Source organism: Sorangium sp. So ce726 (assembly GCF_051521405.1).
In the GTDB taxonomy this organism is placed as follows: Bacteria; Myxococcota_A; Polyangia; order Polyangiales; family Polyangiaceae; genus Sorangium.
This window is the reverse complement of record NZ_CP150349.1, coordinates 12,500,872-12,514,140: the sequence shown is the minus strand read 5'-3', so window position 1 is coordinate 12,514,140 and position 13,269 is coordinate 12,500,872. Positions and strand designations below refer to the sequence as shown.

The following is a 13,269-nucleotide window of genomic DNA, read 5'->3' as shown; positions in this document are numbered from 1 at the left end:
AAGCGGCGCTCGATGACGGTGACGCAACGGCGCGCGCGGGTCAGCGCGGCGCGGTGACCGCCTTCACGACAAGCTCCGGATCGGCCTCGATGTCCGCCTGCGTGAACCGCACGGGGCGCCATTCCTTGCGCGAAAACAGCTCGGTCTGATCCGCGAAGTGCGGCGACGCCGGGTCGTTCGACTGGGAGTACGTGAGCAGCGCCTCGGCGCGCGGGCCGGCGCTCGTGTGCTCGACGGCCATCAGGAAGCTCGTGCCGGTGTTGATGAGGTAGCCCGATGTCGTGAGGCCGGTCGCCGCGTCGATGACCTCCCCCGGCTGGAGCCTGGGCAGGAGCGTGCTGTTGTTGCCCGCCGAGAAGGCCACGACGTTGGCCACGCCCTCGCGGCCGTTCCCGCCGTGGATGGGGATCGTCTCGTCGCCCTTCAGGGTGAACTGCGCCTCGCCGAGCGGCGTCGCCGGGTCGAGCCCCGCCTGCGCGAGCGAGCGCGTCGCCTCGGCCAGCGCGACGAGGATCGGATCCGGGCCTTCGGCCGGGGCCTTGGCCAGATCGCGCGGCGTCGCGAGCGGATCCTTGGGATCGAACGGCTGGTCGTAGAGCTTGCCCGCGTCGATGATGTCAGCGGGCTGGAACTGGCCGAGCAGCTCGCGCCACACGAGCGCGCCGGCGCTGCTCGTGTCCAGCCGGCCGTCCCAGTCCGCGAGCGCGGCGCACGCCTCGGAGAGGTCGACCTGCTCGTCTCCGACCTCCACCGGCGCCGCGCCGTCGCAGCGCTCGACGACCGCGGCGCGGAGCTTCTCCGCCGTGTTCGCTCGGTTGCTCAAGATCGCGTCCTTGAGCTCCTCGCGCGAGAAGAGGCCGTCCTCACCCGCGGCGGCGCCCTCGCCCTCCTCGGTGAGCAGGAGGAGGTTCATGCGCGTCCGGGCCGAGATCGGGGAGCCCGGCGTGCCGAAGAGCGCCGGATAGCCCGAGATCGGCTCGGCGGGGTTCGCGAGCCACGGCGTGTCGTTGGCGTTCATGACGAAGTCGTCGCGCGTCAGCAGCGGCAGGTCGCTCCACGGCACGAGCGGGCCAGCGCCCTCGGTCTCCACCCATTCGTCGCGCGCCGTGCTCCCGTTGAGCAGCACGATGCCGGAGCGGGCGAGCGCCCCGGTCACGCCGTCCCTCCGCAACGACTCCGCATAGGCGGCCATCGCCTCGGCGCTGACGTTCGGCACGCGCGAGGCATCCATCACCAGCGCCTGCCCTTCCGCGTCCACCGCGGTCGTGAACACGAAGGGGATCCCCCGCAGCGCCTCGTGCACGCGCCGGAGCTCCTCGAGGCTCTTCGCGCGGTTCATGCCGAGCCATTGATCGACGGCGTTCACGTTCCCCTCGTTCGCGTCCCGCAGGGTGAAGGCCTGTCCCGCGGACCACGCGAGGAGGGAGTCTCCGAGCATCGGCCCGAAATGGCTCCGGTACATCGCGCGCGACACCTGGGTGAGCGACCCGTCCTCTCCCTGGACGTCGATGGTGAAGTCGCGGCGCTCCATCGCCCGGCGCTCGCCGTCGTAGAGGTACACCGTGGGATCGTCCGGATCGAGGGTGAGCCTGTAGACCGTGAAATGGTTGGCCGGCGAGACGGTGTGAGTCCACGCGACGTGCTCGTTGAAGCCGATGTTGATGATCGGAAGGCCCGTGATGGAGGCGCCGTACACGTCGAGCTGCCCCGGGATGGTCAGGTGGGCCTCGAAGAACCGGAGCTCACCTTCCCAGGGGAAGTGCGGGTTCGCGACGAGCATCCCCCGGCCGCCCTCGGCGCGCTCGCGGCCGATCGCCCAGGCGTTGCTGCCGAGATCGAGGTTGGTGAAGTCCGGCAGATCGAGGCCGCGCAGGCTGCGCGGCTCGCCCGAGCCGCGCCGCTCGCTCGAGGCGACGGGCGGCTTGGCGCGGCTGATATAGGAGAGCAGCGGCCTGCTCCCGGCGAACATGTTCACGTGCAGGTAGTGCGCGGCGAGATCGACGGCGCTGATCGGCTTGACCCACGCGGCGCCCGTGCAAGGGGCCGGCAGGGCCGCGGCGCTGGTCTCGCTCAGGTAGTGGTTGAAGCCCGCGGCGTACCCCTCGATGAGCGCCCTCGCGTCGGGGGACACGCGCTCCAGCATGTCCTCGGCGCGCTCGGCGAGGCCAAGCGCAAGGTAGGCGAAATCGCTCTCGATGTTCGCGTCCTCCTCGCCTGGCCCGAACGTCCTGGCGCGCTCGCCCCGCACCTTCACGATCTGATCGGCGAGGGTGCACACGCCGTCTCGCGCGCCCGCATAACCGAGCCCGAATCCGAGGCTGCCATGGTCCTCGGCGAGGATGTGCGGCACCCCGTAGCTCGTCCAGCGGACGGTGGCCTGATAGTCCCCTTGCGGGACGGGCGCCGGTCGCACGCCGCTCTCGGTGCTGCACGCAGCCAGGAGGCCGAGGCAGCTGAGCCCAACGACGATTCTTCGGTGCATGATAAGGATTCTCCTTCCTTCGCGCGCCGCTGGCGCGTTACCAGCGGTGCGGGTGCGGCCGGAAGTCCGCGAACTTGTCGGTGAAGTAGTACGGCACGGTCGCGGTGCCAGGCGGCGAGATCCGGTCGATGCGCGCCAGATCGTCCGGCGTGAGCGTCACGTCGACGGCGCCGAGCTGCTCCTCCAGCTGCTGCACGTTGCGCGGCCCGAGGACCGGGCTCGTGACGCCGGGCCTGTGCAGGAGCCACGCGAGCGCGAGCTGCGTCATCGAGCAGCCCTTCTCCTTCGCGAGCGCGGCGAGGCCGTCGAGCGCCTCGAACGCGGCGGGCGTGAAATGCTTGTCGCCCCACGGATTCCCCGGCTGGAGCCGCGCGCCATCCAGGGCGCTGTCGCGCGTGTACTTGCCCGTGAGCAGGCCGCCCGCGAGCGGCGACCACGGCATGATCCCGAGATCGTACGTCTGCGCCATCGGGATCAGCTCCCGCTCGACGCTGCGCTCCAGCAGGTGATACGGCGGCTGCTCCGCCACGAACCGGTTCAGGCGCAGGCGATCCGACGCCCAGAGCGCCTCGAGCACCGACCATGCGGCGAACGTGCTGCACGCGATGTACTGGACCTTGCCCTGATGGACGAGGTCGTCCAGCGCGCGCAGGGTCTCATCGATGGGCACGTCCGATTGCGGCCGGTGGATGTAATAGAGATCGATCGTGTCGGTGTTCAGCCGCCGGAGCGACGCGTGCGCCTGCTCCATGATGTGGCGGCGGCTATTGCCCGCGGCGTTGGGATCGCCGTCGCGCATCCGGACATTGACCTTCGTCGCCAGCACGACGCGCTGGCGCTTTCCGTCGCGGCCAAGGGCGCGCCCGACGATCTCCTCGCTGAGCCCGCGCCCATAGACATTGGCGGTATCGATGAAGTTGATCCCCGCGTCGAGCGCGCGATCGACGACGCGCAGCGCCTCGTCCTCCGGCGCCTTGCCGCCAAACTCCATCGAACCCAGGCAGAGCGCGCTCACCTGCACGCCCGTGCGTCCTAACGTCCTGGTCTTCATGGACAAGTCTCCTTACTTAGTCTCGTGTGTCGTGTGGGCGCAGAGCGCTACCGGGGAACAGCCAGAGTGTCAAGGAGCGCTCTCCACGAGAAGGCCCCGCCGGCCGTCCGCGGACAGCGCCAGAATGGACATGGTTGAGAGCGCTCAAGCCACCACGGCGCGCGGCTGGCCCGCCGGGGCCAGGCTCGCAGAGGCGCGGGCGATCACGCCGTGGATGCGGTCCACCGCTGCCTTCAGCCCATCCTCGGCCTGGACGCGCTGGCCGAGCTCCGCCGCGCGCCTCCGCATGTCCGCGTCGTGCGTGAGGCGATCGAGCGCGCCTTCGAGGCGCGCCGCGGTGAGATCGCCGAGGCGGAGCGGCGCCGGGGCGACCCCGAGCTCGGACAGGCGCTTTCCCCAGAAGGGTTGATCGAAGTTGTGCGGTATCACGAGCGACGGGACGCCCGCCCGGAGCGCGGCTCCGGTCGTCCCCGCGCCGCCGTGGTGCACGACGCCCGCGGTCCGCGGGAGCAGCCAGTGGTGGGGCGCCTGCTCGATCGCATGGACGGAGTCCGGCAGCGCGCTCCCCTGCCCCAGCTCGCTCCAGCCGCCGAGGAGGATCGCGCGCTGCCCTGTCCTGCGCAGCCCGCCGAGGAGGAGGTCGGAGAGCCGCTTCGGGTCAGCGTTCGTCATGCTGCCGAACCCGATGCACAGAGGGGGCGGCCCTGCGTCGAGGAACCGCAGCAACGAGGCCGGGGGCGTCCACGAGGACGCGGCGTCGAGGAACAGGAAGCCGGTCACGTGGAAGTGCGCCGGCCAGTCGCCAGGCCTGGGCAGCACCGAGGGGCTGTAGGCGTGCAGCGTCGTCGGCTCGTCGGCCGGGCGCACCCCGAGGTAGGGCAGCGGCGCGAGGCCGAGCTCGCGCCGGAGCGCCTTCACCCCGTCGCGCCCGATCGACCAGATCGCGAGCGCCATGGCCTCGCCGAGCGCACGGTTCGCCCACGCGCCCCCGTCGAACGTCAGCCCCAGGAGCGGCGGCGGGAAAGCCGCCGACGGCGTCATGGGCTGGAGCGCCACGGAGACCGCCGGGACGCCGAGCTTCTCGGCCACGGTGCTGCCGGCCGCGAGGCCGCTCTTGTAGACGAGCGCGTCGACCCCTCGGGCGATGCGCAAGGCATCTCGGCTGATCCTCGCCTGGCGCTCGCGCAGGCGCGCGAGCGGCGCGCCTCGGAACGCCGCCAGGACATTGCCGGACTGCACGATCTTCTTCGACTCGGACTCCTGGAGCAGCGTCCGGCTGTCGGGGCCCATGGGCTGGAACTCGACGCCGTGCTCCTCCACGAGCGACGCGAAGTTCGGCGGCGCCCCGAGGAGCACCGCGTGACCGGCGCGCTGGAGCGCCCGCGCCAGCGCCACGAACGGCTGGATGTCACCCCGGGAGCCGATGGTCAGGACGGCGATGCGCACATGGGCCTCATTTCAGTGTCGACAAGGTGGCAAGTCCGCGAAGAGCGCGTTCAGGCGCTCTTCGCGAGGGCGCGGCGGACCGCCTGCACCACGCCTCGCGGCGTCTCGCGGAGGAAGAAATGGTCCCCCAGAAACGTCTGCGTCTGGAAGGGGCCGCGCGTCAGCTCCCGCCAGCCGGCGAGGTCGTCCGCGGGCACGTAATCGGTGTTGCCGCGGAATGCCGTGAGCGGACACGACAGCGCCCCCTCCTCCACATACTCGTATCCCTCGCAGAGCCGGGTGTCGGCCTCGAGCGTGGGCACGAGGAGGTCGAGCAGCTCTCCTTTGATCTCTGCGGGGACGGCCTGGACGCCGGTGATCCGCTTCGCCGCCTCGCGCCGCACGGTGCCGGCACGATCTTCCCGGCGCTGCAGGTGGGGCGCGCAATAGCTCGCGACGAAGAGGTGCGCCGGCGCGGGCAGACCGCGCCGCCCGAGCTCTCGGGTCAGCTCGAAGCCGAGGAGCGCGCCCATGCTGTGGCCGAAGATCGCGTAGCGCCTGTCCAGGTAGCCCGAGAGCGCGTCGGCGAGGCGAGCGACGAGCGGGCGGAGGCTCGGCACGGCCGGCTCCCGGATCCGCCCCTCGCGCCCGGGCAGCTGCACCGGGCACACCTCGACGAGCGGCGAGAGCTCCGCGCCCCAGGAATGGAACAAGGAGGCGCCGCCGCCCGCGTGGGGCAGGCAGAAGAGCCGGAATGGCGCCGCCGGCACGGGGACATGAAATGCCAGCCAGGCCCCCTCCGCCGCCGTCACGACCTCACCTCCTCGGCGCCGGCCGCGCGGCCGGCCTTCCCGAGCCCAGGTGCTGCCAAGTTGAAAATCCGCTGTTCGCGCATGACCGCCCATCCTCACCATCGGCACGCCGGGCGCCCGCGAGCGCCTCGCCGGAGGCGCTCGCCCTCGTGACGCTCGTGGCGTGCGGACCAGGTGCCTTGCGCCCGCCGGCGCGGCTCGGTGTCGTCGGTGTCGTCGATGGCCGACGCAGTCGACGCAGGCGACGAGCGACATCACCACGATGCCGCTCGTCACCATAGCACGCACCAATCGTATTTCTGCCCGCCGATGTCAACAACGTCCATGCACAGGGCGCAGGAAACGGGCGCGCGCCATCAGCATGGGTTGGTTGGGTTGGCATGCGTTGGCATGCGTTGGCATGCGTTGCCATGGGATGCCGGCGTGGAGCCATGTGACAGCGCTGCACTGGACGACCGAATATCGTCGTCGCGACATCTACCGATTTGCGCTTTGCATGGCTTGCCGCCCCGTGTTAAAGGTTCGCCGTCCTACATGTACCTGGCCCGGAGCCGGGGCTGCGCGCACTTTTACCGCGGCGAAAGTCTGCAGGTCGTCTGCGCGGCGAACCCAACCGGACCGAGCAGACAGCCGATGGTGGATGCAGCGCTGGGCGCAACGGCGCAACGAGGAGTCCTGCGGAAACGGGGCGACGAGGAGCGACGAGGGGCGCCGAGGTGCAGCGATGCGCCCGTCCGTGTCTGCATGGCCATGGGAGATTTCGAGAGGCGCTCTTAACATCATTTAACGAATCGGAAAGACGTCGGAAAGACGACTGGTTGCTATATCGCGCAGGCTCGTACCCATGCGAGCCATGCGAACCTGGACGGTGTCCGCCGTTCGATGAGGCTGCGCGCGCCCCCCGAGGGCCGGTGCCGGCGTCGTCGCGGGCGTGACGCGGGGATTTTGTGTTCGCTCACCATGGACGTTGAAATGGATCTCGACACCTCGAAGTGCGCCACCCTGCCCGATCTCCTGCGGTTTCAGGCCGAGAGGCGGGGCGACGAGCTGCTCTATCGCTTCTTGAGCACCGGAGATCCGGACGACGCTGCAGAGGAGTGGACCTTCGCCGATTTCGAGCGTCGTTCCCGCGCCATCGGGGCGCTGCTCCAGGAGGCCGGGGCCGCCGGCGAGCGGGCGCTGCTCGTCTATCCGCCGGGCCTCGAGTTCATCGAGGGATTCATGGGATCCCTGTGCGCGGGGGCGATCGCCGTCCCGACGTACCCGCCGGATCCCACGCGACTGGAGAGGACGTTGCCCAGGCTGCGCGCGATCGCCCGGGACTCGGGCGCAAAATTCGTGCTCACCACGACACCGATCCTGGCCATGGCCGAGGCGCTGTTGCCCGCAGCGCCCGAGCTCGCCGCCCTCCGCTGGGTGGCCACGGACGCGCTCTCTCCCGGGCTCGCCGCCGCGTTCCGCGCGCCCGAGCTGGCCCCCGATTCGCTCGCGTTCCTGCAGTACACGTCCGGATCCACGGGTGATCCGCGCGGCGTGATGATCACGCACGCGAACGTGCTCCACAACGAGCGGGCGATCGCGCGGGCGTTCCGGCACGACGCCGGCTCGCGCGGGGTCGGGTGGCTGCCCCTGTTCCACGATATGGGGCTCATCGGCAACGTGCTCCAGCCGCTCGCCACCGGCTTCTCCTGCACGCTGATGTCGCCGCTCGCCTTCCTGCAGCAGCCGCTCCGGTGGCTGAAGGCGATATCCCGCTTCCGGGCGACGACGAGCGGCGGGCCGAATTTCGCCTACGAGCTGTGCGTGCGCAAGGTGCGCCCGGAGGACCGCGCGACCCTCGATCTCAGCTCCTGGAACGTGGCCTTCAACGGGGCAGAGCCGATCCGGAGCGCGACGCTCGATCGGTTCGCCGAGGCATTCGCGCCTTGCGGCTTCCAGCGAGAGGCGTTCTACCCCTGCTACGGCCTCGCCGAATCGACGCTCATCGTCTCGGGAGCCGAGTCCCGGCGCGCCCCGGTCGTGCGCGACTTCTCACCGGCGGCGCTCGGCGCCGGCGACGCACAGGAGGCCCGGGAGGGCGGCGGGCCGGCGCGCTCCCTCGTCTCCTCGGGCCAGCCGGCGCTCGACCAGCGCCTCCTCGTGGTGGACCCCGCCACGGGCGCGCCGCTGCCCGCCGGCAAGGTCGGTGAGATCTGGACCCAGAGCCCCAGCGTGGCGCTCGGGTACTGGGGCCGCGCCGAGGAGACGGCGCAGACCTTCGGCGCGCAGCTCCCGGGCCGCGAGGGCCAGTTCCTGCGCACAGGCGATCTCGGCTTCGTGCTCGACGGCGAGCTGTTCATCACCGGGCGCTCCAAGGACGTCATCATCCTCCGGGGCCGCAACCACTATCCCCAGGACATCGAGCAGACCGTCGAGGCGGCGCACCGAGCCGTGCGGCCCGGCTGCGTCGCGGCGTTCGCCCTGGAGATCGACGGCGCGGAGCGGCTCGGCGTGGCGGCCGAGATCGACCCGGCGCGCGCGGGCGGGGATCCCGGCGCCGTGGGCCGCGCGATCCAGCAGGCCATCGCGGCGGAGCATGGGCTGGCCGTCCACGCCCTGGCGCTGCTCCCTCCCCAGGCGATCCCGAAGACGTCGAGTGGAAAGATCCAGCGCCGCGCCACGAAGCAGGCGTTCGCCGCAGATGCGCTGCCGGTGCTCGCGCGACTGGACGGGACGGCCGAGCACGCGGAGGGGGAGGACGGCGAGGACGCCGACGCGGGCGCCGCGTTCGCCGAACGGGATGCGCTCGAGGCCGCGCCCGCGGCCGAGCGCGGCGCGCTGATCCTGGCGCTGCTCCGCCGCGAGCTCGCGCGGGAGCTCCGGCGCGATCCTTCCGCGATCGACGCCGAGCGGGCCCCGGCGGAGCTCGGGCTCGACTCGCTCGGGATGCTCGCCGCAGAGGGGCGGCTGGAAGGGGCGCTGGGCATCGCGCTGCCGCCGATGCTGCTCTGGCGACACCGGACGCTCGCCGCGGCCGCCGAGGAGCTGCTCGCCGCCTGGAACGCCCGCGCAACCGGCGACGCGCCGGCCGCGACGGGCGCGCCCGGGGCCGAGGCGCCGGCCGCGGGAGGGGTGTCCTCCGGCCAGGCGCGGCTCTGGTTCCTCGACCGGCTGATGCCGGAGAGCGCGGCGTACCACGTCCACACGGGGCTGCGGCTGCGCGGTCCTCTCGATCGGGCGGCGCTCGAGCGGAGCCTCTCCGCGGTGGTCGAGCGCCACGCCGTGCTGCGGACGTACTTCGTCGCAGGGGAAGACGGCGCCCCGCGCGCCGAGGTGGCGCCGCCGGCGCCGGTCCCGCTGCCGGTGGTCGATCTCCAGAGCCAGCCGGCGGAGGCGCGCGACGAGGCGCTGCGCGCGCTGGCGCACGCCGAGGGCACGCGGCCGTTCGATCTCGCGGCGGGCCCGCTCTTCCGGGCGACGCTGGCGCGCCTCGCGGACGACGAGCACGCGCTGATCCTGACCGTGCACCACACGGTGACGGACGGCTGGTCGATGGGCATCCTGACCCGGGAGCTCGCGGCGCTCTACGTGCAAGCGCGGAGGGGCGAGGCCCCGCGGCTGCCGCCGGCGCCGCAGCACGACGACTACGTGCGCGCCGCCCGCGCCCGCGGCCCCGCCCTCGACGCGCAGCGCGCGTTCTGGCGAGGCCGGCTCGCGGGCCTGCCGCGGCTCGATCTGCCCATCGCCCGCACGACGTCGGCGCGGCCCTCGCCGCGGGGCGCCACGATCCGCGCGGCGCTGCCCGCGGAGCTCGTGGAGGGCGTGCGGCGGGTCGCGCGCGAGCGCGGGACCACGCTCTTCGCCGCGATGATGGCCGCGTTCGGCGCGCTGCTGCACCGCTACAGCGGCCAGCGCGATTTCGGCGTCGGCACCGTCGTCGCGAACCGAGGGCGGAGGGAGCACCAGGATCTCGTCGGGTTCCTGACCAACACCCTCGTGATCCGCATGGATCTCGGGCAAGACCCGTCGTTCCTGGAGCTCATCGACCGCAGCCGGAGCGCGGTGAGCGAGTCGCTCGCGCACGCGGAGCTCCCCTTCGACGAGGTCGTGCGCGCGAGCCGGGCGGCCGCCGACGTGGATCACAACCCGCTCTTCCAGGTGGCCTTCCTGATGGAGAGCCTGCCGCCCCTCGACCTCCGCGTGCCGGGGATGAGCTGGGAGACCCGCCTCGACGTGCCCGACGGCTCGATCGAGGACACGGCGAAGTTCGACCTCGCCCTCATGATGGTCGAGTCCCCCGACGGGGCGACGCTGGCCTTCCAGTACAGCGTCGACCGGTTCGACGCCCCGTCGATCGAGCGGCTGGTGGCGCACTTCGAGGTGCTGCTCCGCGGGCTTGTCGACGAGCCCGCGCGCCGCATCTCGGCGGCCCCGCTGCTCACGGCGGAGGAGCGGCGGAGGATCGTCCACGAGTGGAACGCGACGGACCTCGATTTCCCGCGCGACGCCTGCATTCACCGCCTGTTCGAGGCGCAGGTCGCGCGGACGCCGGACGCCGCGGCGGTCACCTTCGGCGACGCCTCGCTGAGCTACCGGGAGCTCGACGCGCGGGCCGGCCGGCTGGCCGCGCGCCTGCTCGCGTCCGGCGTGGGACGCGAGGCCCGCGTGGGGCTCTACGTGGAGCGCTCCGCGGACCTCGCCGTGGGCCTCCTGGGCATCCTCAAGGCGGGCGCGGCCTACGTGCCGCTCGATCCGGCGTACCCCGCGGACCGGATCGCCTACGTGCTCGCGGACGCCAGCGTCGCCGCGCTGGTCACCCAGGATCACCTGGCGGCGGACCTGCCGGACCAGGGCTGCCCTGTGCTGCGCATCGACGGGCCTGACGCGGCCGGCGGCGACGCGGTCAGCGAGGGCGGCGGCGAGGGCGGCGGCGAGGGCGGCGGCGAGGGCGGCGCGACGCCGTCGGTCGAGGTCGATCCGCGCTCGCTCGCGTACGTCATCTACACCTCGGGATCCACGGGGCGCCCCAAGGGCGTCATGCTGACCCACCGCGGCGTGACGAGCTTCTTCGCGTCGATGGACCAGCGCGTCGGCGCGCAGCCTCCCGGCGTGTTCCTGGCGCTCACAAGCGTGTCCTTCGACATCTCGGTGCTGGAGCTCCTCTGGACGGTGACGCGCGGCTTCCACGTCGTCATCCACCCCGAGCAGCGGACCGCGGCGCTGCGCGCGGGCGGCCGGCATCGCGCGGCCGACTTCAGCCTCTTCTACTTCGCCGACGACGAGGAGCGCGGCGGCAGCGATCGCTTCCGCCTCCTCCTGGAAGGCGCGCGGTTCGCGGACGAGAACGGCTTCGCCGCGGTGTGGACCCCGGAGCGCCACTTCCACGCGTTCGGCGGCCTCTACCCGAACCCGTCGGTCACCGGCGCGGCCGTGGCGGCGGCCACCCGCCGCGTCGGGATCCGCGCGGGCAGCGTGGTGCTCCCGCTCCACCACCCGGTCCGCGTCGCGGAGGAGTGGTCGCTCGTCGACAACCTCTCCGGCGGCCGCGTGGGCGTCTCCTTCGCGTCCGGGTGGCACGCCGACGACTTCGCCCTCGCGCCGGAGCGCTACGAGGGGCGCCGCGAGGCCCTGATGGAGGGCCTCGCGCTCATCCGGCGCTTCTGGCGCGGAGAGCCTGTGCTCCTGAAGAACGGCGTCGGCCAGACCAAGGAGTTCCGGCTGCGGCCGCGCCCCGTGCAGGCCGAGCTGCCGGTCTGGCTCACCGCCGCGGGCAACCCCGAGACGTTCCGGGTGGCCGGCGAGATCGGGGCGAACGTGCTCACCCACCTGCTCGGCCAGGGCCTCGACGAGCTGCGCGACAAGATCGCCCTCTACCGGGACGCCCGCAGCCGCGCAGGGCACGAAGGCCCGGGGCACGTGACCCTCATGCTCCACGCGTTCGTGGCGCAGGACATGGAGACCGTGCGCGCCCAGGCGGCGGAGCCGTTCCGGCGCTACCTGAAGAGCTCTCTCGACCTCATGCGCGGCTTCGGCCGCAGCGTCGGGATCAACATCGACGACGGCTCGTTCAGCGCGGCCGATCTCGACGCGCTCGTGAACCGGGCCCACGAGCGCTTCTTCACGCAGAGCGCCCTCTTCGGGACGCCGCGCTCCTGCGAGGAGATGGTCGCGCGCATCGAGGAGCTCGGCGTCGCCGAGATCGCGTGCCTCATCGACTTCGGCATCGACACGGACGCGGCGCTCGGCAACCTGCGGTACCTCGACGCCCTGCGGCGGCGCGCGCAGCGGCGCCCGCCGGCGGCCGTGCAGGTGCCTGCGCAGATCGCGGCGCACGGCGTGACGCACCTCCAGTGCACCCCGTCGTTCGCGCAGGCGCTCCTCCTCGACCCGGACGCCGAGGGCGCCCTGTCCTCGCTCCGCGCGCTGCTCGTCGGGGGCGAGGCGCTTCCCACGCCGCTCGCGGCGCGCCTCACGGCGGCCGCGCCGGGCCGGGTGATCAACATGTACGGCCCCACCGAGACCACCATCTGGTCGGCGACGCACCGGGTGCAGCCCGAGGAGCCCGGCGCGGTGGTGAGCATCGGGACGCCGATCGGGAACACCTCGCTCTACGTGCTCGACGCCCGGCTCGAGCCGGTGCCCGTCGGGGTGCCGGGAGAGCTGTACATCGGCGGCGTCGGCCTGGCCCGCGGCTACCACGGGAGGCCGGAGCTCACGGCCGAGCGCTTCCTGCCCGATCCCTTCGCCGCCGAGGGCGCGCGGATGTACCGCACCGGGGATCTGGCGCGCTACCGGCAGGACGGCTCGATCGAGTTCCTGGGCCGGTCCGACCAGCAGATCAAGCTGCGCGGCTTCCGGATCGAGCTCGGCGAGATCGAGGCCACGCTGGCCGAGCACCCGGACCTCCGCGAGGTCGCCGTCGCCGTGCGCGAGGAGCGGCCCGGGGATCAGCGGCTCGTCGCGTACGTCGTGCCGCGCGGCGCCGCCGCGCCGGACGCGGAGGAGCTCCAGCGCTTCGCGCGGCGGCGGCTGCCCGAGTACATGGTCCCCTCGGCGGTGGTCCGGCTCCAGGCGATGCCGATGACCCCCAACGGCAAGCTCGATCGCAAGGCGCTGCCGGCGCTGGGGGCCGAGGCCGGGCGGCCGCGGCAGACCTTCGCGGCGGCGCGCAACGACCTGGAGCGCCAGATCGCGGCGATCTGGACGAGCGTGCTCGGCGTGGCGGAGGTCGGGATCCACGACAACTTCTTCGATCTCGGCGGCCACTCGCTGCTGCTCGCGCAGGTCCACGCGCGCGTCCGGGCGAGCTTCCGGGCCGATCTGCCGCTGATGCGGCTCATCGAGCACCCGACGGTCGCCTCGCTGGCCCGCCACCTGAGCGAGGAGCCCGCGGCGGCGACCGCGACGGTGGCGCGGTCCGCGCAGGACCGCGCGCGGCAGCAGGTGGAGGCGCTCCGACGCCAGCGGGCGCGAGAGCCGAAGCGCTGAGCGGCCGCGGGCGCCCTCCTCTCGGGCGCCGG

General features: G+C 72.6%; 5 protein-coding genes. 1 reads left to right on the top strand and 4 read right to left on the bottom strand.

The window, feature by feature from the left end:
* Nucleotides 1-40: 40 nt before the first annotated feature.
* The 4 genes from WME79_RS46615 to WME79_RS46600 form a co-directional block, all read right to left on the bottom strand.
* Nucleotides 41-2,482 (bottom strand): acylase, encoded by a 2,442-nt coding sequence (locus WME79_RS46615; protein WP_437528745.1) that lies wholly within the window; start codon nt 2,480-2,482, stop codon nt 41-43.
* A gap of 37 nt (nt 2,483-2,519) precedes the next feature.
* The gene (locus WME79_RS46610) at nt 2,520-3,533 is read right to left on the bottom strand and encodes an aldo/keto reductase (RefSeq protein ID WP_437528744.1); all 1,014 of its coding nucleotides are present in this window, start codon (nt 3,531-3,533) and stop codon (nt 2,520-2,522) included.
* Between the two features lie 144 nt (nt 3,534-3,677).
* On the bottom strand, nt 3,678-4,979 hold the full coding sequence (locus WME79_RS46605) for a glycosyltransferase (protein ID WP_437528742.1): 1,302 nt from the start codon (nt 4,977-4,979) through the stop codon (nt 3,678-3,680).
* Nucleotides 4,980-5,029: 50 nt separating this feature from the next.
* On the bottom strand, nt 5,030-5,770 hold the full coding sequence (locus WME79_RS46600; RefSeq protein ID WP_437528740.1) for a thioesterase II family protein: 741 nt from the start codon (nt 5,768-5,770) through the stop codon (nt 5,030-5,032).
* Between the two features lie 972 nt (nt 5,771-6,742).
* On the opposite strand from WME79_RS46600, the gene WME79_RS46595 reads away from it, so the two are divergent.
* Nucleotides 6,743-13,237: a MupA/Atu3671 family FMN-dependent luciferase-like monooxygenase gene (locus tag WME79_RS46595; protein WP_437528738.1), complete on the top strand. Its 6,495-nt coding sequence runs from the start codon at nt 6,743-6,745 to the stop codon at nt 13,235-13,237.
* The last annotated feature ends 32 nt before the right edge of the window (nt 13,238-13,269 follow it).

Excerpts from the sequence above, each read along its gene's own strand:
- WME79_RS46615 (WP_437528745.1), bottom strand. The coding sequence starts at position 2,482 with ATGCACCGAAGAATCGTCGTTGGGCTCAGCTGCCTCGGCCTCCTGGCT.
- WME79_RS46610 (WP_437528744.1), bottom strand. The coding sequence starts at position 3,533 with ATGAAGACCAGGACGTTAGGACGCACGGGCGTGCAGGTGAGCGCGCTC.
- WME79_RS46595 (WP_437528738.1), top strand. The coding sequence starts at position 6,743 with ATGGATCTCGACACCTCGAAGTGCGCCACCCTGCCCGATCTCCTGCGG.